The sequence below is a fragment of the Micromonospora sp. NBRC 107095 genome, assembly GCF_030269705.1.
GTDB lineage: Bacteria > Actinomycetota > Actinomycetes > Mycobacteriales > Micromonosporaceae > Micromonospora > Micromonospora parva.
This window is the reverse complement of the sequence record NZ_BSTU01000001.1, coordinates 1,724,825-1,748,821: the sequence shown is the minus strand read 5'-3', so window position 1 is coordinate 1,748,821 and position 23,997 is coordinate 1,724,825. Positions and strand designations below refer to the sequence as shown.

At 71.8% G+C, this 23,997-nt stretch carries 21 protein-coding genes; 5 read left to right on the top strand and 16 right to left on the bottom strand.

The genetic code is table 11. From position 1 onward, the window contains the following. The first annotated feature begins 39 nt into the window (after window positions 1-39). Complete coding sequence (locus tag QSK15_RS08225; RefSeq protein ID WP_285793599.1) at window positions 40-519, top strand: YbjN domain-containing protein; 480 nt, start codon at window positions 40-42, stop codon at window positions 517-519. After that, window positions 516-2,174, top strand: coding sequence for a type III secretion system chaperone family protein (locus tag QSK15_RS08220; RefSeq protein WP_377620561.1), 1,659 nt, complete (start codon window positions 516-518; stop codon window positions 2,172-2,174). Before QSK15_RS08225 ends, QSK15_RS08220 begins: the two co-directional genes overlap by 4 nt. A 64-nt stretch (window positions 2,175-2,238) precedes the next feature. Here the strand turns inward: QSK15_RS08220 and QSK15_RS08215 are convergent, their stop codons facing one another. From QSK15_RS08215 to QSK15_RS08195, 5 genes are all read right to left on the bottom strand, one after another. Then, window positions 2,239-3,927 (bottom strand): ribonuclease J, encoded by a 1,689-nt coding sequence (locus tag QSK15_RS08215; protein ID WP_030336843.1) that lies wholly within the window; start codon window positions 3,925-3,927, stop codon window positions 2,239-2,241. Window positions 3,928-3,979: 52 nt separating this feature from the next. Next, entirely contained in the window at window positions 3,980-4,906 is a 927-nt protein-coding gene (dapA, locus tag QSK15_RS08210; protein ID WP_285793598.1) for a 4-hydroxy-tetrahydrodipicolinate synthase, read from the bottom strand. 47 nt (window positions 4,907-4,953) lie between these two features. Then, a complete protein-coding gene (thyX, locus tag QSK15_RS08205; RefSeq protein WP_124816891.1) occupies window positions 4,954-5,694 on the bottom strand; it encodes an FAD-dependent thymidylate synthase in 741 nt (246 codons plus the stop codon). Between the two features lie 448 nt (window positions 5,695-6,142). Further along, on the bottom strand, window positions 6,143-6,763 hold the full coding sequence (locus QSK15_RS08200; protein ID WP_377620564.1) for a DUF2752 domain-containing protein: 621 nt from the start codon (window positions 6,761-6,763) through the stop codon (window positions 6,143-6,145). Beyond that, window positions 6,753-7,982, bottom strand: coding sequence for a winged helix-turn-helix domain-containing protein (locus tag QSK15_RS08195; protein ID WP_279516991.1), 1,230 nt, complete (start codon window positions 7,980-7,982; stop codon window positions 6,753-6,755). Before QSK15_RS08195 ends, QSK15_RS08200 begins: the two co-directional genes overlap by 11 nt. A gap of 79 nt (window positions 7,983-8,061) precedes the next feature. Between QSK15_RS08195 and QSK15_RS08190 the strand changes: the two genes are divergently transcribed. Then, window positions 8,062-8,613, top strand: a complete 552-nt coding sequence (locus tag QSK15_RS08190; protein ID WP_285793597.1) for a GNAT family N-acetyltransferase — start codon at window positions 8,062-8,064, stop codon at window positions 8,611-8,613. Here the strand turns inward: QSK15_RS08190 and QSK15_RS08185 are convergent. After that, window positions 8,512-9,786 carry a glycosyltransferase 87 family protein gene (locus QSK15_RS08185; RefSeq protein WP_285793596.1) on the bottom strand — a complete coding sequence of 425 codons (1,275 nt, stop codon included), beginning with the start codon at window positions 9,784-9,786 and terminating at the stop codon, window positions 8,512-8,514. The genes QSK15_RS08190 and QSK15_RS08185 overlap by 102 nt on opposite strands. 35 nt (window positions 9,787-9,821) lie before the next feature. Between QSK15_RS08185 and QSK15_RS08180 the strand changes: the two genes are divergently transcribed. Then, entirely contained in the window at window positions 9,822-10,397 is a 576-nt protein-coding gene (locus QSK15_RS08180; protein ID WP_285793595.1) for a GNAT family N-acetyltransferase, read from the top strand. Between the two features lie 43 nt (window positions 10,398-10,440). Here QSK15_RS08180 and QSK15_RS08175 read toward each other — a convergent pair whose 3' ends face one another. From QSK15_RS08175 to QSK15_RS08160, 4 genes are all read right to left on the bottom strand, one after another. Next, window positions 10,441-11,328 carry a carbohydrate ABC transporter permease gene (locus QSK15_RS08175; RefSeq protein ID WP_285793594.1) on the bottom strand — a complete coding sequence of 296 codons (888 nt, stop codon included), beginning with the start codon at window positions 11,326-11,328 and terminating at the stop codon, window positions 10,441-10,443. A gap of 1 nt (window position 11,329) precedes the next feature. Beyond that, window positions 11,330-12,451 (bottom strand): carbohydrate ABC transporter permease, encoded by a 1,122-nt coding sequence (locus QSK15_RS08170; protein WP_285793593.1) that lies wholly within the window; start codon window positions 12,449-12,451, stop codon window positions 11,330-11,332. Between the two features lie 72 nt (window positions 12,452-12,523). Further along, a complete protein-coding gene (locus QSK15_RS08165) occupies window positions 12,524-13,774 on the bottom strand; it encodes a sugar ABC transporter substrate-binding protein (RefSeq protein WP_285793592.1) in 1,251 nt (416 codons plus the stop codon). Window positions 13,775-13,798: 24 nt separating this feature from the next. Beyond that, window positions 13,799-14,788 (bottom strand): LacI family DNA-binding transcriptional regulator, encoded by a 990-nt coding sequence (locus QSK15_RS08160; protein WP_030336869.1) that lies wholly within the window; start codon window positions 14,786-14,788, stop codon window positions 13,799-13,801. Window positions 14,789-14,933: 145 nt separating this feature from the next. On the opposite strand from QSK15_RS08160, the gene QSK15_RS08155 reads away from it, so the two are divergent. Beyond that, entirely contained in the window at window positions 14,934-17,084 is a 2,151-nt protein-coding gene (locus QSK15_RS08155) for an amylo-alpha-1,6-glucosidase (RefSeq protein WP_285793591.1), read from the top strand. Here QSK15_RS08155 and QSK15_RS08150 read toward each other — a convergent pair. The 6 genes from QSK15_RS08150 to QSK15_RS08125 form a co-directional block, all read right to left on the bottom strand. Further along, window positions 17,056-17,568 carry a GNAT family N-acetyltransferase gene (locus QSK15_RS08150; RefSeq protein WP_285793590.1) on the bottom strand — a complete coding sequence of 171 codons (513 nt, stop codon included), beginning with the start codon at window positions 17,566-17,568 and terminating at the stop codon, window positions 17,056-17,058. The genes QSK15_RS08155 and QSK15_RS08150 overlap by 29 nt on opposite strands. 82 nt (window positions 17,569-17,650) lie before the next feature. Continuing rightward, a complete protein-coding gene (gene dapB, locus QSK15_RS08145; protein WP_279516985.1) occupies window positions 17,651-18,403 on the bottom strand; it encodes a 4-hydroxy-tetrahydrodipicolinate reductase in 753 nt (250 codons plus the stop codon). Between the two features lie 95 nt (window positions 18,404-18,498). Continuing rightward, on the bottom strand, window positions 18,499-19,896 hold the full coding sequence (locus QSK15_RS08140) for a M16 family metallopeptidase (protein WP_285793589.1): 1,398 nt from the start codon (window positions 19,894-19,896) through the stop codon (window positions 18,499-18,501). A 47-nt stretch (window positions 19,897-19,943) separates the two neighbouring features. Then, the gene (locus QSK15_RS08135; protein WP_285793588.1) at window positions 19,944-22,328 is read right to left on the bottom strand and encodes a polyribonucleotide nucleotidyltransferase; all 2,385 of its coding nucleotides are present in this window, start codon (window positions 22,326-22,328) and stop codon (window positions 19,944-19,946) included. A gap of 226 nt (window positions 22,329-22,554) precedes the next feature. Beyond that, window positions 22,555-22,824, bottom strand: coding sequence for a 30S ribosomal protein S15 (gene rpsO, locus QSK15_RS08130; protein ID WP_030337594.1), 270 nt, complete (start codon window positions 22,822-22,824; stop codon window positions 22,555-22,557). A gap of 199 nt (window positions 22,825-23,023) precedes the next feature. Continuing rightward, on the bottom strand, window positions 23,024-23,953 hold the full coding sequence (locus QSK15_RS08125; protein ID WP_285793587.1) for a bifunctional riboflavin kinase/FAD synthetase: 930 nt from the start codon (window positions 23,951-23,953) through the stop codon (window positions 23,024-23,026). Between the last annotated feature and the right edge of the window lie 44 nt (window positions 23,954-23,997).

Here is a 23,997-nt window from a genome sequence, read left to right as displayed (position 1 = left end):
CACCGCCGGTCGTGATATCCGCCTCAGAAGGGATGCCCCATGGCGTCGCCGGAACTCGCGGGCGATCCGGACGATCCGCTGGCCGGCCACCCTGGCGCACTGCGTCCGCTGACCGGCGACCTGGTCGCCGCGGTGCTCGCTGCCCGCGGCCGGTCCGTCGGCCCGACCCCCGACGGCGACCTGGTGGGCCGATTCGACGACAACATGATCTGGTTCCTCCGCGTCGGTGGTGACGGGGAGCTGCTCCAGATCCGCACCATGGTCGATCCGACCTTCGGCATCGAACGGGTGCCCGACCTGTACGCGTTCTGCAACTCCTGGAACCACGACCGGCTCTGGCCGAAGGCGTTCGTGCACGTCGACGACGACGGCCGGGCCCGGGTGTACGGCGAGGTGATCACCGACCTGGAACGCGGAGTGACCCCCCACCAGCTCGACCAACTGCTCGACTGTGGCATCTCCACCGGCTGCCAGCTGGCCGTGGCGGTCCGTCGACTGCCCGGTGCGGTGCCGTCGTGAGCGGCCGGGACGGGTCCACCGGCAACCGCAACCGCACGCCACCCACCGGGCCCGGCGACCGCCTCGCCCGGGGGCGCGTACCGGCGTTGGAGGCCGCGCTCGCCGACGCACGGGACCTCCCCGACGGCCCGGCCCGGCTGGTGGCCCTGGAACGGCTCGCCGAACGCGCCGACGCGGCCGGCGACGTCCGGTCCGGGATGGACGCCCGGTTCGCGCTGATCGAGGCGTACCTGCTGCACGGGGAGCGGTGGCGGCTGGTCGAGCCGGTCCGGCGCTGTCGGGCCGCCGCCGACCACCGGCCCGACCTGCTCACCGACGCGGAGAACGGGCTGCTGCTGCGCTACCAGCGGTACGCGGTGGAGGCGCTGCTCGGGACCCCCAGGGTCGGGCTGGACCAGACCCGGTCGCTGCTGCACGACCTGGCCCACCGCGTCGGGGCGGACGGCCCGGACACACCGACCGTCGCGGAGCTGCACTGCCGGATCGCCGATCACCTGGGCGACGAGCCCACCGCCCGGCACTGGTACGAGCAATGGTCCGGGAAGCGGCCCGGCCCGGCCGGCGGCTGCCCGGGATGCGCCTCGGCCCGGCGTGCCGAGTTGCTGGCCGGTTGGGGCGAGTGGGGCGCCGCGCTCACCGAACTCGCCGCATCCGACGGCGATCCGCGGTCCTGCACCGACCAGCCCGAGCGGGACCTGGTCGCCGGTCTGCTGCCGGCGCTGCGGACCGGCGAGCCGGCGCGGGCGGCGGCGGCGCACGTGCGGGCCTACCGCCGGCACCGGCGCGAGCGGGCGGCGTTCGGGCACCTCGCCGCGCACCTGCGGTTCTGCGCGCTGGGCGGGCACCTGGAACGCGGCCTGGCCATTCTGGCCGAGCAGCTGCCCCGGTTGGACCGGCCGACCGACGATCTGGCCGCCATGGAGTTCGCCGCCGCCGGGGCACTGGTCTGTGCGCTGGCCGTGGAGGCAGGGCTCGGCGGGCGGACGATGCCCCGCCCGGCGTACGGCGAGCGGACCGCCACCGAGGTGGACGTGGCTTCGCTCGGAACGCTGCTGCTCGGGGTGGCCAGCGAGTTGGCCGGCAGCTTCGACGCGCGCAACGGGACCGGGCACCACTCCGGACGGATGGCCGCCTGGTTGGCCGAGCGCCCCCTCGCGGCGCTGGTTCCGCTGCCCACCGACGACGACGGTGACGGGCTCGACGATCCCGACACCGACCGCTGCGACGTCGAGGCCGAGCCGGGTGAACGCGAGTTGTCCACGCTCTCCCTCACCATGATCACCGCCGTCCTGGACGGACGCGGCGACCGGTACGTGCTCGACGAGGGCGGGACGGTGGTCGGCCACTGGGACGGTGCGGTGATCCAGTTCCGGCGGGCCGGTGAGCGCGGTGAGGTGCTGCACGCCCGGGCCATGGCCAACCGTCGGCTGCCGGCGGCCCGCCGCGCCGAGGCGTACGCCTTCTGCAACGCGTGGAACCATGACCGGCTGCTGCCCAAGGCGTACGCGCACGACCTCGGCGACGAGTTGGTGCTGGCCGGCGACGTGGCCACCGACCTGGCGCACGGGGTCGCCCCGGCGCAGCTGCGGGTCCTCATGGACGCCGCCATCGCCACCGGCGTCGCGTACGCCGAGGCGGTCGCCGCGCTGCCCTGACCGCTCCGAATACGGCGAACGCCGGCCCACCCCGTTCGGGTGGACCGGCGTCAGCGGACGTTGCTCAGACCTCGACGACGGTGGGCACGATCATCGGCCGACGACGGTACTTGTCGTTGACCCACCGCCCCACGGTCCGCCGGACGATCTGCTGCAGCTGGTGCGGGTCGGTGATCCCGTCGGCCGCGGCCCGGTTGAGCGCCTCGGTGACCAGCGGCACCACCGGGTTGAACGCCTCCGGGTCCTCGGAGAAACCCTTCGCGGAAAGCGTCGGGCCGGCGACCACCTTGCCGGTGACCGAGTCGACCACGACGGTGGTGGCGATGAAACCGCCGTCACCGAGGATCCGCCGTTCGGTGAGCAACGATTCGCTGACGTCACCGACGGCGAGGCCGTCCACGTAGACGTACCGGCTCTTCACGTGCCCGACCAGGCTGGCGCGGCCCTCGACCAGGTCGACCACGTCGCCGTCCTCGCAGAGCACCACCCGGTCGGCGGCGACCCCGGACTCGATGCCGAGCCGGGCGTGGGCGCGCAGGTGCCGCCACTCGCCGTGCACGGGCATCAGGTTGCTGGGCCGGACCACGTTGAGCAGGTAGAGCAACTCCCCGGCGGGGGCGTGCCCGGAGACGTGCACCTTGGCCACGTCCTTGTGCACCACCACCGCGCCGGCCCGGGCCAGCCGGTTGATCACCCGGTAGACCGAGGTCTCGTTGCCGGGCACCAGTGACGAGGCCAGCACGACCGTGTCACCGGGGGCGATGGTGATGTGCCGGTGGTCGCCGCTGGCCATCCGGCCCAGCGCGCTCATCGGCTCCCCCTGCGAACCGGTGGACATCAACACGATCTGCTCCGGCGGCAGCGTGGTCGCCTCCTCGATCCCGATGACCAGGCCGGCCGGGATGTTGAGCAGGCCGAGGTCCCGGGCGATGCCCATGTTGCGGACCATGGACCGGCCGATCAGCGCGACCTTGCGGCCGTGCTCGGCGGCGGAGTCGAAGACCTGCTGCACGCGGTGCACGTGCGAGGCGAACGAGGCCACGATGATGCGGCCCTTGGCCTTCGCGAAGATCGAGTCGAGCACCGGCCCGATCTCGCGCTCCGGGGTGACGAAGCCGGGGATCTCCGCGTTGGTGGAGTCGGACAGCAGCAGGTCGACGCCTTCGGCGCCGAGCCGGGCGAAGCCGGCCAGGTCGGTGATCCGACCGTCCAGGGGGAGCTGGTCCATCTTGAAGTCGCCGGTGTGCAGCACCAGGCCGGCGGGGGTGCGGATGGCCACCGCGAGGGCGTCCGGGATCGAGTGGTTGACAGCGAAGAACTCGCACTCGAACGGGCCGAGCCGCTCCCGGCCGCCCTCCCGCACGGTCAGCGTGTACGGCTGGATCCGCCGCTCGGCCAACTTCGCCTCGACCAGGGCGAGGGTGAACTGGGAGCCGACCAGCGGGATGTCGGGCTTGTGGGCGAGCAGGTACGGCACCGCGCCGATGTGGTCCTCGTGGCCGTGCGTCAGCACGATCGCCTGGACGTCGGCGAGCCGGTCCAGGATCGGGCCGAAGTCGGGCAGGATCAGATCGACACCCGGCTGCTCGACGTCGGGGAACAGCACCCCGCAGTCGACGATCAGCAACTTGCCGTCGTACTCGAAGACGGTCATGTTCCGACCGATGGCGCCGAGCCCGCCGAGCGGAATGATCCGCAGGCCGCCTTCCGGCAACGGCGGGGGAAGTTCCGCCCCGATGTGCGCCTCGGTCACGCGTCCACCTCGTTCTGCGACGCCGTCACTCGACGTCCATCGTTTCGTTCGTTCATTCGGGCAGCTCCAGGCCCGCTGCCGCGAAGTCCGCGCGCAGCTGGGCGATCTCGTCGTCGGTGGCGTCCACGAGCGGGGGTCGCACCGGGCCGGCCGGCAGGCCCAGCGACGCCAGGCCCGCCTTCACCAGGATCGTGCCCTGGGTACGGAAGATGCCGGTGAACAGCGGCAGCAGCCGCCGGTGCAGGGCCAGCGCGGTCGGCATGTCCCCCGCGTCGTACGCCTCGATCATCTGTGCGGTCAGCGCCCCGGTGAAGTGCGTCGAGGTGCCGACCACGCCTACGCTGCCGACGGCCAGCGCCGGCAGGGTGAGCGCGTCCTCGCCGCTGTAGAAGGCGAGGGTGGTGCGGCTGGTGACCCAGCTGGTGGCGGTCAGGTCGCCCTTGGCGTCCTTGACCGCGACGATCCGGCCGTGTTCGGCGAGCCGGACCAGCGTCTCGGTGTCGATCGGCACGCCGGAGCGGTGCGGAATGTCGTACAGCATCACCGGCAGGCCGGTGGCGTCGGCCACCGCGGTGAAGTGACGCAGCAACCCGCTCTGCGGCGGCTTGTTGTAGTACGGGGTGACCACCAGCAGGCCGTGCGCACCCGCCTTCTCGGCGGCGGCGGCCAGCTCGATGGTGTGCCGGGTGTCGTTGGTGCCGACGCCCGCGACCACCTTGGCGCGGTCACCGACGGCCTCCACCACGGCCCGGATCAGGTGTTCCTTCTCCGCCTCGGTGGTGGTCGGCGACTCACCGGTGGTGCCGTTGACCACCAGCGCGTCGTTGCCCTGCTCGTCGACCAGGTGGCTCGCCAGCCGGGCGGCGCCGTCGAGATCGAGGGAACCGTCGGGGGTGAACGGGGTCACCATGGCTGTCAGCAGCCGGCCGAAAGGGCGGGACGCCGGTCGGGCCGCGGCGTCGAGGTGGTCGTGCGTCATACCCTCCAACCTAGCGGACGACCAGCCGGGCCCCGCCGGGGAAGGGCTCAGGACGCCTCGTGCGGGCTGGCCGCCACCTCGGTGCCGTCCGGCAGCGTGGAGATCACGAAGTCGGCGAACACGTTCGGGGCGACACCCTGCAGCTGGCGCAGGCACTCGACGGCCAGCTCACGGATCTCCACATCGGCGTGCTCGGTGGCCCGCATCGCGATGAAGTGCCGCCAGGCCCGGTAGTTGCCGGAGACCACGATCCGGGTCTCGGTGGCGTTGGGCAGCACCGCCCGGGCCGCCTGCCGGGCCTGCTTGCGGCGCAGCGTCGGGTTCGGCTCGTCGGAGAAGCGCTGCTCCAGGCCCTCCAACAACTCGGTGTACGCCCGAACGCTCGCCTCGGCCGCCTCCACGAACTTCTTGTGCAGCTCGGGGTCATCGGCGATGACCGCCGGCTCGACCATGGCCGCGTCCCGCTCCGGGACGTACCGCTGGGACAGCTGGGAGTACGAGAAGTGCCGGTGCCGGATCAGCTCGTGGGTGAAGGAGCGGGACACCCCGGTGAAGTAGAAGGTGACCGACCCGTGCTCCAGCACGCTGAGGTGGCCCACCTCGAGGATGTGCGCCAGGTAGCCGGCGTTGGTGGCGGTCGCCGGGTTCGGCTTCTTCCAGGACTGGTAGCAGGCCCGACCGGCGAACTCGGCGAGTGCCTGGCCACCCTCCGCGTCGGTCGACCACGGCACGTCGTCCGGGGCCGCGAATTGGGTCCACGCGATCAACTTGACCTGGGGCTGCACCATGTCCGGCATTCCTGGGACTGTAGTGGTGCGGTGCCGGTCGGCCCAACTCAGGCGCGCCCCGTGCAATGTCGATCACGCGGCCAGTGGTGCGCCGGGCGCCACCCCGCGACCGGGCCCCCGGGTCTCGACGTCCCGCCGACGTCCCGCCGTCCCGGTCCCGGCGTCCTCCCGCCGTCCCGGCGCACTCCCGACGTCCAGACGTCCCAGCGTCCTCCCGCAACATCCTGGATGTAGTGGCATCCGCCGCGTTCGACACCACTACATCCAGGATCGAGCATGATCTTGGGCTGGGATGTGCTGCCCGTACGCCACCGGCGCGGGTGTCCGGCTGCCCGCTGGGGTGATCGACTCGCGTTTCTGTAAGTCGGGGTATCCGGGTCGGGTGGATGGCCCGGTTTCCTGAATGCCGAGTCGATCAAGTGGCGACCGCCGGAGGAGTCCCGTGATGTCAGACGTAGAGCGAGGTGAACGGCGCCCAGGGCAGGTTGCGTAACACCGAGAAGGCCAGCCATGCGGCCAGGAAGCCGCCGATGACCTTCGAGCTGATCCGCAACTCGGGCATTCGCCACCCGAACGCCTGGTTCCCTGCCCAGGCCACGAAGAGGTACGCCAGGAACGGCAGCGCGAAGACGAACAGGAAGTGGTGTCGGGCGGCGGCCGGAAGGTCGCCGTGCAGCACGTACCAGAGGGCGCGGGTGCCACCACAGCCCGGGCAGTCCAGCCCGGTGGTCAACTTGAGCAGACAGGTGGGCGCGGCGTCCGGGTCGGCGTAGGTCGGGTTGCTGAGCAGCGCGTAGCTCATACCGACGGCGACGCAGCCGACCGCAGCCAGCGGCACCGCCCAGCGCGGGGAGCGTTCGTAGAGCCGCAGCACGAACCGGGTGAGCCGGTCCGGCTCGGGCGCCGGGTAGCCACCCGGCGGGGTCGCCGGCCAACCCTCCGAACCCGCCCCGCCGGGACCCGAGCCTCCGGGACCGCCGTCGGCCAGGGCGGTCGGGTGAACCGCCCCGGGGGCGGGTTGCGGCTTGTCGACCGGTCCGGGAACGCTCGTCACGCGCTCACGGTACACCGGACACGCCGGCCAACGCGGCGGTGAGCGGACCGGCCAGGTCGCCGGCCGCGGGCGGTGCCACCGCGTCCAGGCCGAGCCAGCCGGCCAGCCGGTACAGCTCGGCGGCGAGCGCCACCGCGGTCTCCCCCGGGTCGGCGCCGGGCTCGAGCCAGGCGGCCGGGACCAGTAGCACCTTGGCCTTGCGGTCGGCCTTGAGGTCGACCCGGGCGGTGAACCGGTCGCCCTGTAGGAACGGCAACACGTAGTAGCCGTAGACCCGCTGTGGCGCCGGGACGTAGATCTCGATCCGGTAGCTGAAGTCGAACAGCCGCTCGGTGCGGGCACGTTCCCAGATCAACGGATCGAAGGGACTGACCAGTGTGTTGCCGCGCACCCAGCGCGGCAGCCGGGCGGACGTGTGCAGCCACGCCGGCTGTCGCCAGCCCGCCACGGTGACCGGCACCAGCTCACCGGCCTCGGCCAGCTCCGCGACGGCCTGCCGGGCGCCGGCCAACGGCAACCGGAAGTAGTCGCGCAACTCCGGCTCGGCGGCCACCCCGAGCGACCGCGCGGCGAGGGCCACCAGCGTGCGGTACGCCTCGGCGTCGCTCGGGGTGGGCGCGGCCAGCGCCGCCGCCGGCAGCACCCGCTCGGGCAGGTCGTAGCGGCGGGCGAACGAGGTGCTGCGCTCGGCGGCGGCCACCTCCCCGGCCCAGAACAGGAACTCCAGGGCCCGCTTGACGGCCGACCAGTTCCATCCCCAGTTGCCGGTCTCCCGGGGCGCGTCGTGCTCGATCTCGGCGGCGGTCAGCGGCCCCCGGGCCGCCACCTCGTCGCGGACCCAGGCGACCAGCTCCGGCTGCTCCTGGGCGATCCGCCGCATGCCACCCCAGGATTCGCTGTGCGCGCGGGCCATCCGCCAGCGCAGCAACGGGTGCAGCTCGACCGGGACCAGCGACGCCTCGTGGCCCCAGTACTCGAACAGCTCCCGCGGGCGCCGGTAGGCGGCCTGGTCGAGCAGTGTGGTCGGGTACGGCCCGAGTCGGCTGTAGAGCGGCAGGTAGTGCGCGCGTTGCAGCACGTTGACCGAGTCCATCTGGATCAGCCCGACCCGGCTCAGCACCCGACGCAGGTGCCGGCGGGTGGGCACACCCGTCGGCGCCGGGTCGGCGAATCCCTGTGCGGCGAGCGCCACGCGACGGGCCTGGGCGAGCGAGAGCGATTCCGGTGTGGTCATCGTCGGCGACCTTAATTCATCGGTACGACGCCGGTGCGGGAAGCTGGACGTGACGACCAAGGAGGCATAGAACGGTGCAATGCTGACCATCCGCCGGGAGGAGCCGGACGACGCCGAGGCGGTCGCCCGGGTGCACGTGCACGGCTGGCAGGCGGGCTATGCCGGCTTCATGCCGGACGAGGTGCTCGGGCGGCTCAACGTGGTGGCCTGGGCGCAGCGTCGCCGCGACGTCGGCACCGCCGATCCGGAGCACCCGTTCACCACGCTGCTCGGCGAGGTGGACGGGTTGGTGGTGGGCTTCACCACCTTCGGGCCGTACCGCCGCAACCAGGACCGGGACGACCTGGACCAGACGGTCGGCGAGGTGGTGGCCCTCTACGTGGAGCCGGCCCGCTGGGGTGACGGGACCGCCGCCGCGCTGCTGGACGCGGCCCGGAGCGGGCTCACCGAGCGCGGCTGGGTGGGGTACCGGGCATGGGTGCTGGCGGACAACCGGCGGGCCCGTCGGTTCTGCGAGCGTGCCGGCCTGTCACCGGACGGTGAGCGGTCGACCTATCAGGTGCCGCTGGCCGGCGGGGGCCCGCCGGTCGGGCTGATCGAGCTGCGGTACGCCGGACGCCTCGACCGTTGACCCGTGTGGGGTCAGCCACCGGCGGATCGGCAGGAAGGCCAGCAGCGCCAGACTGATCCACACGTAGGCGTTGCTGCCCAGGAAGCCGTCCACCCCGGTGAAGTCCTTCTCCCAGAACCAGACGGTGCGGCTGATCAGCAGCGCGTACCCGATGGTCGCGGCGACCAGGAGGACCCGCCGTCGACGGCCGGCCGGCGCGGCCATCGCGTTGTCGACCAGGAGGATCAACGCGGGCAGCAGCCAGACCAGGTGGTGCACCCAGGTGACCGGGCTGACCAGGCACATCACCGCACCGGTCAGCGCCAGGCCGGTCGCCTCGTCGCCAGCCGCGACGGCGGCGCGGGACCGCCAGGCCCAGAGCGCCAGGGTGCCGAGCACCAGCAGCAGCCACAGCAGCGTGCTCGGGTGTTCCGGGTCGAGCCGGGCGACCACCCCGCGCAGCGACTGGTTGGAGACGAAGGCCAGCTCACCCACCCGGCCGGTGTTCCACAGGGCCTCGGTCCAGAACTCCCGGGACGCGTCCGGGAAGAGCGCGGCGGCCAGCAGCGACACCCCGGCAGCCGTGCCGCTGGCGGTGAGCGCGGCCCGCCAACGCCCGGTCACCAGCAGGTAGACGATGAACACGCCCGGGGTCAGTTTGATCGCTGTGGCGAGGCCGATGCCCACTCCGGTCCACCGACTGCCCGCCGGCAGCAGCCGCAGCAGGTCCACCGCCACCAGGAAGAGCAGCAGCGTGTTGACCTGGCCGAAGTTGACCGTCTCCCGCATCGGCTCGAACGCGGCGGCCAGACAGAGCGCCACGGCGAGCGCGAACCAGCGGGTCCAGCCGGCGCGGCGGGCGATCGGGTCGACCAGCCACCAGATCAGCACCGTCGTGGTGGCCACGCTGGCGAGCACGCTCACCACGATCACCGCCGTCCACGGCAGGTACGCCATCGGCAGCATGGCCAGTGCGGCGAACGGCGGGTAGGTGAAGCCGTACTGGGTGCCCGGCTTGAGGTAGTCGTAGATCTCCCCGCCGTCGTGCACCCACCAGGACAACGCGCCGTAGTAGACCTTCAGGTCGAAGAACCCGTGCCGGACGGCGGCGACGGCGAGGAACCCGGTGACCGCCGCGGCGAGCACCACCACCCCGACGACCTGCGCGGTCGTCCTGTTGGCACCCTGCGCCACCGTCGTCTCCCCCGCCCTGCGTAGGCTTCCGTCCCATGGCTCTCGGGTACGTCCGCCCGGCGCGTCCCGAGGACGCCGGCGAGATCGCACGCATCCAACTCGCGACCTGGCGGGTCGCGTACCGCCGGATCCTGCCTCGGCATGTGCTCGACAACCTGGACGAGGCGTTCCTCGCCCGGCGGTGGAGCGCCGCGGTGCTGGAGCCGCCCTCGGGCAAGCACCGGGTGCTGGTCGCCGTCGAACAGGCCGAGCAATCGTATCTGGTGGGGTTCGCCGCCTCCGGCCCGGCCGACGGCGAGGCGTTGGCGCCGGGTGAGCCGGCCGACGCGCTCGGCCCGGACGTGGCGGCGGTGACCGACCTGCTGGTGGAGCCGCGGTGGGGCCGGCGGGGGCACGGCAGTCGGCTGCTCGCCGCCGCCGTCGACCTGTGGCGGGAGGACGGCCTGAGCCGGGCGGTGGCCTGGGCGTTCGAGGGCGACGAGGCGACCCGGAAGTTCCTCACCAGCACCGGGTGGGAGCCCGACGGGGCGGGCCGCGCGCTCGACGTGGACGACATGCTGGTGCCGCAGGTGCGCCTGCACGTTGCCGTTCCGGCCGAGAAGGTCGAGTGACCGGTGTGGCGGACCTAGATCGGGGCCGCCACACCGAACCAGGTCAGCCCTTGTCCGAGCCGTCGTTGGCGTCGCGGACGAAGTAGCGCTGGAACACCACGAAGATGATCGCCACCGGGATGGTGGCCAGCAGCGCGGCGCCCAGCTTGAGCGGGTAGCGGTTGCCGCTGCCGAGTGAGCCGCTGACCAGGTCGGCCAGCCCTCGCGGCAGGGTGAACAGGTCCGGGTCCTGCACCGACACCAGGCTGTGCGGGAACTCGTTCCACGAGCCCTGGAAGGACAGGATGGTCAGGGTGATCAGCGCCGGTTTCGCCATCGGCAGGACCACCGACCAGAAGGTGCGGAAGATGCTCGCCCCGTCGATCCGGGCGGCCTCCTCGACACTGACCGGGATCGACTCGAAGAACTGCTTCATGATGAACACGCCCGCCGCGTCGGCCAGCAGCGGCACCACCAGACCGGCGTAACTGTTGTAGAGGCCGAGCTGGTTGAGCACCAGGAACTTCGGAATCAGCAGCACCACCCCGGGCACCGCCATCACCGCGATGACGGCGGCGAACAGCCCGGCACGACCCCGGAACCGCAGTCGGGCCAACGCGTACCCGGCGAGCGAGTCGAAGAACACCCGGCCGACGGTGACCAGCACCGTCACCAGCAGCGAGTTGCCCAGCCACAGCGGGAAGTTGGTGCCGGCGAAGATCCGCTCGAAGCCGGCCAGCGTGAGCGGATCCGGAAACGGTGACAGCGGGTTCGACGCCGCGTCGGCTTCGGTCTTGAGCGAGTTGCCGAGCTGGATGACGAACGGGTAGAGGAACACCAGCCCGAAGAAGACCAGCGTGGCGTACCCCAGGAAGCGGGTGACCAGGGTGCGGGCCGCGCGCTCGTCGCGCCGCGCGCTCGTCGCCGCCGGGCGGTCGGTGAGCACGGCCATCTCAGGACCCTTCCGGTACGCGCCGGCGCCACCAGCCGCGGCGCGGCCGGTCGGTGTCCCGCTCGGCCAGGACCCGGCGCTGGACCAGCGTGAGCACGATGATGATCAGGAACAGCACAAAGGAGATAGCCGCGCCGGAGCCGTAGTCGAAGTCCCGGAAGGCGGTCCGGTACGACAGGTAGGCCGGGGTGAGCGTGGTCTTGGCCGGGTCGCCCTGGCTCATCACGTACACCTGGTCGAAGACCTGCCAGGAGCCGATCATGCCGAGGGTGAGCACCAGGAAGGTGGTGGGCCTGATCATCGGCAGGGTGACGTGCCGGAAGCGCTGCCACCGGGACGCACCGTCGAGGGTGCTCGCCTCGTCCAGGGTGACCGGCACGTTCTGCAGCCCGGCCAGGAACATCAGCATGAAGGTGCCCGACGTGGTCCAGACGACAAGCGTGATGATCGAGATCATCGCCACGCTCGGGCCGGCCAACCAGTCCCACCAGCTCAGCCCGAACGGCCCGCCGTCGGCCAGCGCCGCCGGTGGCGAGTCGACGCCGACCACGCCGAAGAGCAGGTGCAGCACGCCCCGGGAGTCGGCGAACCACTCCGGCCCGTCGATGCCGACGAAGCCGAGCAGCGCGTTCACCGCGCCGGAGTTGGCAAACAGGAACAGGAACACCACGCTGATGGCGACGGAGCTGGTGACCGAGGGAAAGTAGAAGGCGCTGCGGAAGAAGCTCTTGCCCTTGAGCATCCGGTTGTTGACGACCAGCGCGAGTCCGAGCGCGAGCACGGTCTGCGTCGGCACCACGATCGCCACGTAGTAGATGTTGTTGCGGATGCTGGTCATGAAGTCGCGGCGGGCCAACCCGTCCTCGGTGAACAACTGGGTGTAGTTGTGTGCCCCGACGAACGGGACGTCCGCGGTGAACGGGCTGCCCTGGCCGTTCCAGTCGGTCAGGCTGACCCAGAGCGCCATCAGGATGGGCAGCAGCAGGAACAGCCCCAGAATGACGATCACCGGCGCGACGAAGAGCCAGCCGGCGAGGTTCTCGTTGCGCCGGGTGCCGCCCCCGCGTCGGCGCGGGCTCGACCCGGTCGCGGTGGCCGCGGCGGTCAGTGTCTCGGTTGCCATCTTCCCTCCCTTCCTCTCTCCGGCCGACGTGCGGCGGGGGCCCCGGTGGTCGCCGGGGCCCCCGCCGTCACCTCAGCTGGCGCCGAGCGCCGCCTTGGCGTTCTTGTCGAAGTTCTGCAGGACGGTCTTGGCGTCACCGTTGGCCAGCCCCTGCAGACCGGTGTCGAGGTCCTTCAGGACGCTCTCCATCTTCGGGGCGTTCACCGGGCCCTGGGCGTACGCGACACCGTCGACGAACACCTTGTCCGCCGGGAAGGCGGCGGTGTACTGGTCCCGCACCGACTGGCGGGACGGCATGACACCGAACGCGGTGGCGAAGGCCATCTGCTGCTCGCCGCTCGTCATCGCCTCGACGAACTTGATCGCCTGATCCTTGTACTTGCTCTTCGCGGCGATACCCCAGCACTGGGTGAAGGAGAGCGTGCCCTGCCCCTTGGGGCCGGCCGGCAGCGCCACCACCTTGTACTTCACGTTGGGGAAGTCGTTCTGCAGGGCACCCTTGATCCAGTTGCCCTCGATGGTCATCACGACCTTGCCCTTGCCGAACGCCTCACCGGACCAGCCGGAGTCGAGCTGCTTCGGGTACTTGGCCAGGCCCGTGGTGAGCATGGTCTTGACGTACTGGAGGGCGGCGAGGTTCTCCGGGGTGTCGGCGGTGGGCTGCTTGCCGTCCTTGCTCACCAGCCAGCCACCGTTCTGCACCATGAAGGCGCCGATCCGGTCCCGGGTGTCGCCGAGGGCCAGCGGGACCTGCCCCTTGCCCTTGATCTTCTGGGCGACGGCGGTGAGCTGGTCCCAGGTCGTCGGGACGTCGGCGTCGGTCAGCCCGGCCTTGGCCCACAGGTCGGTGTTGATCTGCAACGCCAGGGTGGAGAAGTCCTTGGGCGCGCAGTAGAGCTTGCCGTCGTACGTGAACGTGGTGCGCAGGCTCTCGTAGAAGTCACCGGAGTTGCTGATCTTGTCGCCATACGGCTCCAGGGCGCCGACACTGGCGTAGTCGGCGAACCGGGCCGCGTCCACGTAGAACACGTCCGGCGGGGTGCCGCCGGCGAGGCCCTGGCCGAGCTGCTGGGTCAGGTCCTGCGCCGGAGTGACCGTCGCGCTGTTGCCGGAGCTGCCGGCCCACTTCGCGGCGGCGTCCTGCACCGCCTTGGTCTCGGCGTCGCCGGACGAGCCGATCAGGATCTGGAGGCTGGCCGGCCCGCTGGACTGGGCGGTGTCGCCGGAGGAGTCGTCGAAGCCGCTGCCGCAGGCCGCGGAGCCGAGGAGGGCGATGGCGGCGAGGCCCGCCACCGCTGCCCGGGTGATTGTTCGAGGTGCCATGGTTTCTCCTGGTGGGGGGTGTGGCTACGCGGTGTGCCGCAGTGCCAGTGAGGGTTGGAGCAGCACGGGGCTGGGGGTCTCGTGGTCGCCGTCGAGGACCCCGGTGAGCAGGTCCACGCAGCGGGCGGCGGCCTCGCCGAGCGGTTGGCTGACGCTGGTCAGCCCGACCGCGGCGGCCACCGGTGTGTCGTCGAAGCCGATCACCGACACGGACGGGTCGACGCCGCGGATCGCCTGGAGGGCACCGAGGGCGAGCGAGTCGCTGGCGCAGACCACCGCGCTCGGCGCCACGGCGACGAGCAGGTCACGCATCAGACGTTCGCCTTCGGCGATGCCGTCCTCGGTCTCCCGGTGCAGCCCGGTCGGGTCGACGCCGGCCGCGTGCAGCGTGTCGCGCCAGCCGGCCCGCCGGTCGTCGCCGACGCCGGAGCCGACCGGCCAGCCGATGAACGCGATCCGCCGGTGGCCGGCGTCCAGCAGCCGCCGGGTGGCCTGGGCGGTGCCGGCGGCGCCGTCCACGTCCACCCAGGGGTGCGCGTCGAGCGCGTCCCACGGCCGGCCGAAGGTCACGAACGGCACGTCCCGGTCGGCGAGCCATTGGGTACGCGGATCGCCGTACTTGGTGCCGACCAGCACGAACGCGTCCAACTCGTAGGTGCCGAGCAGGTCGCCGTAGGTGGCGATCTCCCGTTCGTCGTCGGTGGCGGTGTAGAGCAGCACCCGGTAGCCGGCCGCGTCGGCGGTCTCGGTGAGGCCGTGCAGGAAGCGGTCGAGCACGGAGCCGTTGATGCCGTCGCGGGTCGGTTCGATCCGGGCGGCGATCAGGCGGGACCGGCCGGTGCGCATCTGCCGGGCGGCCTGGTTGGCCCGGTAGCCGAGCGCGTTGATCGCGTCCTCGACCCGCTGACGGGTCTCCTGCCGCACGATGTGCGGGGCGTTGAGCACGTTGGACACCGTCTGCCGGCTGACTCGGGCGTGCCGGGCCACCGTCGCGATGGTCACCTTTTCGGCCACTTAATCCCTCTCGCCATCTTGAACGATCCAATTTGGATAAGGCAGGATTGGATCGTTCAAGTTTCTGGAATGTTTCGCACTTTGCACCGCCAGGGCCGCGTTGTCAAGACGTCCGCCCCGCACCCCGAGGATCTGGAGCCACACCGTGATCGAACGCCAGCTGCAACCCCTCCTGCACGAGTTGGTCGGGGTGGTCTTCGCCCCCACCAGCGCGCTGGGGGACGCGACCGGGCAGATCCGCCCGACCGGCGTCCAGGGCGTCTTCCACGCCGATGCCCGGGTGCTCTCCCGCGCCGAGCTGCTTGTCGACGACCAGGAGCTCGAAGGGCTGACCCGGGGCGACGACGGGCCGCACGGCGCGCACTTCGTGAGCCTGGCCCGCTGGCTCGGTGACCCCACACCCGACCCCACCGTCCGGGTCGACCGAACCCGCCGGGCCACCCGCAACGGTCTCGTCGAAGAGCTGCGCATCGGCTCCACCGCCACTGTCGGCGTACGGGCCACCGTCTCCGTCGACCTCGGCTGCGACCTGGCGCCCATCGAGGTCGTCAAGTCCGGTCGCGCCACCGACGCGCTGGTGGCCAGCACCGGCCAGCCCGGCACGCTCACCTGGTCGGGCACCGGGATCACCGTCACCGTCACCGCGCCGGGCGCCGACGTGCTCGCCGACGGCGAGCGGGCCACCACTCCCCGGCTGGTCTGGCCGGTCGACCTGCCCCCCGGCGGCGAGACGGTGCTGCGCTGGCAGTTGGCCGTCGACGACCCGCGCGCCGTCGTCGTCGGCCCGGCCGGCGAGCCCGAATGGTCCCGACCCGAGGTGAGCGCCGACGACCGGCGCCTCGTCCGGCTGCTCGACCGCAGCCTCGACGACCTGCGGGGCCTCCGGCTGGCCGAGACCGGCGCCCCGGGGGACGTGTTCCTCGGCGCCGGGGTGCCCTGGTTCCTCACCCTGTTCGGCCGGGACAGCCTCTGGGCCGCCCGGATGATGCTGCCGCTCGGCACCGACCTGGCCGCCGGCACCCTGCGCGTGCTCGCCCGCCGGCAGGGCACCCGGATCGACCCGACGACCGGCGAGGCCCCCGGCAAGATCCTGCACGAGCTGCGGCGCCACGAGTTCGCCCTGCCCGACAACGGCCTGCACCTTCCACCGGCGTACTACGGCACCGTCGACGCCACCATGCTCTGGGTCAACCTGCTGCACGACGCGTGGCGGTGGGGAATGCCCGCCGAGCAGATCGAGCCCCTGCTGCCGCACCTGGAGGCGGCGCTACGCTGGCTCGGCGAGCACGCCGACCCGGACGGTGACGGCCTGGTCGAGTACGTCGACACGACCGGCCGCGGTTTGTCCAACCAGGGGTGGAAGGACTCCGGAGACGCCGTCCGGTTCCACGACGGCACCCTGGCCACCGCGCCGATCGTGCTTGCCGAGGTGCAGGGGTACGCGCACGAGGCGGCCGTGAACGGGGCCGCCCTGCTGGACGCCTTCGGCCGACCGGGCGCCGACCGTTGGCGCGAGCACGCCGCCGCGCTTGTCGACCGGTTCCGCAAGAGCTTCTGGGTCGACGGCCGCCACGGCCCGCAACCAGCGCTGGCCCTCGACCGCGACAAGCGTCCCGTGGACTCGCTGACCAGCAACATCGGCCACCTGCTCGGCACCGGCCTGCTCGACCGCGACGAGGAGGCCCAGGTCGCGCACCTGCTCACCACCGACACGATGGCCGCCGGGTTCGGGCTGCGCACCATGTCCAGCGACGACGCCGGCTTCAGCCCGCTGTCGTACCACTGTGGCTCGATCTGGACCCACGACACCGCGATCGTGCTCGGTGGCTTGGCCCGCGCCGGGCACCGCGACGCCGCGCTCGGCCTGGCCGAAGGGCTGCTCAGCGCGGCCGAGGCGTTCGACTACCGGATGCCGGAGCTGTACGGCGGCGACGACCGGGCACTGGTGAGCCGTCCGGTGCCGTACCCGGCCGCGTGCCGGCCGCAGGCCTGGGCCGCGGCGGGCGCGGTGCTGCTGCTACAGGCGGCCACGGGGCTCTACCCGGACGTACCGGCCGGCACGGTCCGACTGGCGCCCCTGGCGGGAGCGGAGTTCGGTGCCGTAGCGGTCAACGGTCTCCGCGTCGCCAACACCCCGGTAACGGTGACGGTCGACCGCACCGGCGAAACCACCGTGACCAACCTCCCCCTCCCCCTAACCCCAACCCCAACCCCGACCCTCCCCACCCAACGGCCCCCCGCCCCCGGCGTCGATCATGAAGTTGTTGTCACCCGGCGCGGCGTGTCGGGGCGATAACTTCATGATCGACGGGGGTGACGAGTTCGGCGATCAGCTCGTCGTCGTCCATGGCGCCGGTGGGGTGGAAGCCTAGGGAGGCGTACAGGGCTGCCGCCTGGGTGTTGTCGGGGTGGTACGAGAGGCGGACCGGGGGGTTTCCGTCCTGGGCCGCCAGCCAGGGGGCCAGGGTCTGCACAGTGGCCCGGCCGACGCCCCGGCCCTGCTCCGCCGCGTCGATCAGCATCCCGCCGATCCAGTGCGAGCCGTCGTCGTCCACGCCCCACATGACGTGGCCGACGACGGTCTCGCCGGCGTACACGGCCAGCGAGTTCCACACCTCGGAGCGCATGCTGAGCAGCAGGTAACGGGCGCCCAGCGCCGCCACGAACCGGCGCTGGTCGTCGCGCGGGGCGACGTCGGCCACCGCCCGCCAGTTGTCGTCGTCGACCGGCCGCAGCGTGACGCGCCGCCTGGCCCGGTCCAAGTGTCCGGCATCGATCATCCGGCGGATGCTACCCGGCCCAGACAGAGAGATCTTGGACAGTTTCCGTTACGCGAGAACGGAAACTGTCCAAGATCTGCGGTCAGTCGAGCAGGGCGTCCAGGCCGACGGTGAGGCCGGGGCGGTTGCGCACCGCGCGGACGGCCAGCAGCACGCCCGGCATGAATGACACCCGGTCGTACGAGTCGTGTCGGATGGTCAGCGTCTCGCCGGTGCCACCGAACAGCACCTCCTGGTGGGCGACCAGACCGGTGGCGCGCACCGCGTGGACGCGTACCCCGTCGATCTCGGCGCCACGCGCACCCGGCACCTCGTCCTTGGTGGCGTCCGGCACCGGGCCGAGGCCGGCCTCGGCGCGGGCCCGGGCGATCTGCCGGGCGGTGTGGGTGGCGGTGCCGCTCGGGGCGTCCAGCTTGCGCGGGTGGTGCTGCTCGATGATCTCGACGGACTCGAAGTGTCGGGCGGCGCGGGCGGCGAACTGCATCATCAGCACCGCGCCGATGCCGAAGTTCGGGGCGATGACCACACCCACCTCGGGCCGGTCGGCCAGCCAGCCGCGCACCTGCTCCAACCGCTGCTCCGTGAAGCCGGTCGTGCCGACCACCGCGCTGATGCCCTGCTCGACGCACCACCGGAGGTTGTCCATCACGACGTCCGGCGTGGTGAAGTCGACGACCACCTCGGCGGCGGAGACGGCCGAACGACTGTCGCCCTGGTCGATCGACGCCGTCAGGGTGAGGTCGTCGGCGGCGTCGACGGCCTTGCAGACCTCGATGCCCATCCGGCCGCGCGCTCCGAACACGCCGACCCGAATCTTCTCCTGCTCGTCAGTCACGGGGCACAACCTATCCCAATCGGGACGTGCCCCAGTCGTCGGATCCGGGCGGCTCCACCGACCGGGACGAGCCATGGATCGTGCCGCGACAGCCCTCAGACCGCGAAGTCGCCAGCGCCGAACGGGCCCACCACTGCCAGCGACATCGGGCGGCTGAGCAACTCGGCGGCGAGGACGTTGACGTCCGCCACGCTGACCTCGTCGACCCGGCGGAGCAACTCGTCGACGGGCATCAGGTCGCCGTAGAGCAGCTCACCCTTCGCCAGCCGGCTCATCCGGGAACCGGTGTCCTCCAGGCCGAGCACGAACGAGCCCTTGCTCATACCCTTGCCCCGGGCCACCTCGGCCTCGGTCAACCCGTCGGCGGCAACCCGGGCCAGCTCGGCACGGGTCAGGGCCAGCACCTCGTCCACCTTGCCCGGCGCGCAGCCGGCATAGACGGCGAACAGGCCCGTGTCTGCGTACTGGCTGGCGTAGGAGTAGACCGAGTAGGCCAGGCCGCGCTGCTCGCGGATCTCCTGGAACAGGCGGCTGGACATGCCACCACCGAGCACGTTGTTGAGCACCCCGAGGGCGAACCGCCGATCGTCGAGCCGGTCGATGCCGGGGCAGCCGAGGATGACGTGCGCCTGCTCGGTCTCCTTCGGCTCCACCACCGTGGTCACCGGCCTGGTGCGTACCGCCGGGGTCGCCGCGCGGTGCGGTGCCGGGCTGGCCGGTTCGCTGTCCAGCGGGGTGCCGCGCACCGCCTGACGGACCAGCTTGACCACTGCGGCGTGGTCGAGGTTGCCGGCGGCGGCGATGACGATCTGCGGCGCGGTGTAGCGCCCCTGGTAGAAGTTCTGGATCTGCCGGCGGGTCATCGGGGTGACGGTCTCCGCGGTGCCGGAGATGAGCCGGCCCAGCGGGTGATCGCCGTAGACGGCCTGGACGAAGAGGTCGTGCACCTCGTCACCCGGCTCGTCGTCGTGCATGGCGATCTCTTCCAGGATCACGCCGCGCTCGGTCTCGACGTCGGCCGGCTCCAACAACGAGTCGGCGACCAGGTCGCACATCACGTCGATCGCCAGCGGCAGGTCCTCGTCCAGCACCCGCGCGTAGTAGCAGGTGTATTCCTTCGTGGTGAAGGCGTTGGTCTCACCACCCACCGCTTCGATCTGCGAGGAGATCTCCAGTGCGGTGCGCTTGTGGGTGCCCTTGAAGAGCAGGTGCTCCAGGAAGTGCGCGGCACCCGCCTGCGGGCCGGTCTCGTCGCGTGAGCCGACCGCCACCCAGATGCCGAACGAGACGCTGCGCATCGCCGGAATCGCCTCGGTGAGGACGCGCAGGCCGCTGGGCAGCACGGTACGTCGTACCGTGCCGCCCAGCGGGTCGTCGCTGAGCGTCCGGGTCACCGCGCGCGCGGTGCCGCCGGAACGGCCCGCCCCGGTGGCCCGAGACGCAGCCACCCCCCGTCGATCCGGTGGAAACGGCGCGCTGAAGGCCCGACTCACGTGGTGCTCCCGGTTCGACGAGGGGTGGGTGATGCGAGGTACGACGATCAGCTGTGCCGGGTCCGGCGGCGCGGACGCTCGCCGCCCTCGCCACCCTCGCCGCCGCTACCGCCCTCGCCGCCGCGCTCCGGGCCACGCCCGCCACGGTCGCCGCCGCGCTCACGGTCACCGCGGTCACGCGGAGCCCGGTCGCCCCGGTCTCGACCAGCCGGCCGGTCGCCAGCGGCGGCCTCACCGGCGGCCGGAGCCTCGGCGCCCTCCGGGCGGACCTTGTCCAGGTAGATCTTGCCGCGGGCGTCGATGTCCGCGATCTCGACCTCGACCCGGTCACCGACGTTGAGGAAGTCCTCAACCCGCTCGACCCGCTTGCCGTCGCCCACCTTGGAGATGTGCAACAGACCGTCCCGGCCCGGCAGGAGCGAGATGAACGCGCCGAACGCGGCGGTCTTGACCACCGTGCCGAGGAACCGCTCGCCCTGCTTCGGCAGCGTCGGGTTGGCGATGCCGTTGATCCGGTCGACGGCCGCCTGGGCCGACGGGCCGTTGGTGGCGCCGACGTAGATCGTGCCGTCATCCTCGATGGAGATCTCGGCGCCGGTCTCGTCCTGGATCGCGTTGATGGTCTGGCCCTTCGGGCCGATCACCATGCCGATCTTGTCGACCGGGATCTTGACGGTGGTGACCCGCGGCGCGTAGTCGGACATCTCGGCCGGAGCCTCGATCGCCGCCTTCATGACCCCGAGGATGACCTGCCGGGCCTCGTTCGCCTGCTGGAGCGCGGCGGCGAGCACGTCCGACGGGATGCCGTTGAGCTTGGTGTCGAGCTGCAGCGCGGTGACGAACTCCGGGGTGCCGGCGACCTTGAAGTCCATGTCACCGAACGCGTCCTCGGCACCGAGGATGTCGGTCAGCGTCACGTACTGGGTCTTGCCGTCCACCTCGTCGGAGATGAGGCCCATCGCGATGCCGGCGACCGGCGCCTTCAGCGGGACACCGGCGGAGAGCAGGCCCAGCGTCGACGCGCAGACCGAACCCATCGAGGTGGAGCCGTTGGAGCCGAGCGCCTCGGAGACCTGCCGGATGGCGTACGGGAACTCCTCGCGCGACGGCAGCACCGGGATCAGCGCCCGCTCGGCGAGGGCGCCGTGGCCGATCTCCCGACGCTTCGGCGAGCCGACCCGGCCGGTCTCACCGGTCGAGTACGGCGGGAAGTTGTAGTTGTGCATGTAGCGCTTGCGGTTCTCCGGGGAGAGCGTGTCCACCATCTGCTCCATCCGGAGCATGTTCAGCGTGGTGACACCCAGGATCTGGGTCTCGCCCCGCTCGAACAGCGCCGAACCGTGCACCCGGGGCAGCACCCCGACCTCGGCGGTCAGCGCCCGGATGTCGCGCGGGCCACGGCCGTCCATGCGGACCTGCTCGCGCAGCACGCGGTTGCGCACCTCGGACTTGGTCAGCGAGCGGAAGGCTGCGGACAGCTCCTTCTCCCGACCCTCGAACCGAGCGCCCAGCTCCTCGGCGACGCGGGCCTTGACCCGGTCCAGGGCCTCCTCACGGTCGGCCTTGCCGGCGATGGTGATCGCCTCGGCCACGTCGGCGCGGGCCAGCTCGGCCACGGCGTCGTACGCGTCGTCCTGGTAGTCCAGGAAGACCGGGAACTCGGTGACCGGCTTGGCGGCGACCTCGGCCAGCTCGCTCTGCGCGCGGCACAGCTCACGGATCGCCGGCTTGGCGGCCTCCAGACCGCTGGCGACGATCTCCTCGGTCGGGGCGGTGGCACCGGCCGAGATGAGAGCGACGGCGTTCGGGGTGGCCTCGGCCTCGACCATCATGATCGCGACGTCGCCGTCGTCGAGCGTGCGGCCGGCCACGACCATGTCGAAGGTGGCGCGGGCCAGCTCCTCCAGGGTCGGGAAGGCGACCCACTGGCCGTCGATGTGGGCGACGCGGGTCGCCCCGATCGGGCCGGAGAACGGCAGGCCGGAGAGCTTGGTCGACATCGAGGCGGCGTTGATCGCCACGACGTCGTACGGGTGCTGCGGGTCGAGTGCGAGGACGGTCTCGACGACCTGGACCTCGTTGCGCAGGCCCTTGACGAAGGACGGGCGCAGCGGCCGGTCGATCAGCCGGCAGGTGAGGATGGCGTCCTCGCTGGGCCGACCCTCACGGCGGAAGAACGAGCCGGGGATGCGGCCCGCGGCGTACATCCGCTCCTCGACGTCGACGGTCAGCGGGAAGAAGTCGAACTGCTCCTTCGGGTGCTTACCGGCGGTCGTGGCGGAGAGAACCACCGTCTCGCCCAGCTGGGCGATGACGGAACCGGCGGCCTGGCGAGCCAGCCGACCGGTGGAGAAGGTGATCTCACGGGTGCCGAAGGACCCGTTGTCGATCACGGCGGTGCGGGATTCGGTGCCGAGTTTGGTCTCGGTCATGTGCTGTCGTGCTCCTTCGCGTCGTGGGCCCACGACATCGGGGAGCTGCTCAGCCGGCCGGTCTTCGATCGAAGCGCCCGGGTGGTCGGCATGATGCCGGGTTCCCGGGGGCCACTACCGGAGACCGGTACGCTGACCGGCTCCCTCTCGGGTGGTCGCGCGGCCCGTGTTTCTCCAGGTGGGACGCGGCACGGGGGAGCGGCCGTCCGGCCACTCCCCCGTCACGTCACCGGCGCAGACCGAGCCGCTCGATGAGCGACCGGTAGCGGGCAATGTCCTTCTTCTGGACGTAGTTGAGCAACCGACGGCGCCGGCCGACCAGCAGCAGCAGCCCACGGCGGCTGTGGTGGTCGTGCTTGTGCACCTTCAGGTGCTCGGTCAGCTCCGCGATCCGCTTGGTGAGGACCGCGACCTGAACCTCCGGCGAACCGGTGTCGCCCTCGGCGGTCGCGTACTCCGCGCGGATGCTGGCCTTGGCTTCCTGATCGAGCGCCATGTTCTCCCTGTTTCGATGGGTTGATCAAGTGGGTGTCCGTCGTCCCGATGGACCGGGAACGGACCGGTACCTCGCACCCGCGGCGTCGAGCAGGCACGCGAGGCCCCACGCCGGTCACCCGACGTCCCGGCAAGACTACCAGCACTCGCCGGTAACACCCGGCGAAGGGCCTCGGTGGCGGCCCGTCACGCCACGACGATCAGGCCAGCGCCCGCCTGGTGCGCTCGACGTCCTGGTTCATCTGGGCGATCAACGGCTCGATCGAGTCGTACCGGACCTGACCACGCAGGTGCGCCACGAAGTCCAGGGCCAGCCGCTCGCCGTACAGGTCGCCGGAAAAGTCCAGCGCGTACGCCTCCACCCGCCGCTCCCGGCCGGAGAACGTCGGGTTGGTGCCCACCGAGACCGCCGCGAGCAGCGGTTCACCCTGGCCACGCCGGATCAGCCGGGCCGCGTACACCCCGTCGGCGGGCACCGCCGCGTACCGGTGGCAGAGCAGGTTGGCGGTGGGGAAGCCCAGCTCCCGGCCCCGCTGGTCGCCGCGGACCACGACCCCCTCCAGCCGGTGTGGGCGGCCCAGCGCGGCGGCCGCCGCGCCCACGTCGCCCGCGTCGACGCAGGACCGGATGTACGTGGAGGAGAAGACGGTGCCGTCCTCGGCGACCAGCGGGCCGCCCTCCACGCCGAAGCCGAACGTCCGACCCAACTGCTCCAGCAACGCGACGTCGCCGGCCGCCCGGTGCCCGAAGCGGAAGTTGCTGCCGACCACCACCAGCGCCGCGTGCAGGTGCTCGACCAGGACGTCGTGCACGAACTGTTCGGCCGGCACCCGGGAGAACTCCGGGGTGAACGGCACCACGCAGAGCACGTCCACGCCGAGCGCCTCGATCAGCTCGGCCTTGCGGGCCGGCTCGGTGAGCACCGCCGGGTGCGAACCGGGGCGGACCACCTCGGCCGGGTGCGGGTCGAAGGTGACCACCACCGATTGCACGCCCAGCTCGCGGGCCCGGGCCACGGTGTGCCCGATGGTCGCCTGGTGCCCCTTGTGCACGCCGTCGAAGACGCCGATGGTGACCACCGAGCGTCCCCACCCGCCGGGCGCCGCGTCGTAGCCCCGCCACCGCTGCATGCCGTTCCTCTCTGCTGTCCCGCCGGCCGGCGGGTCGACACCGC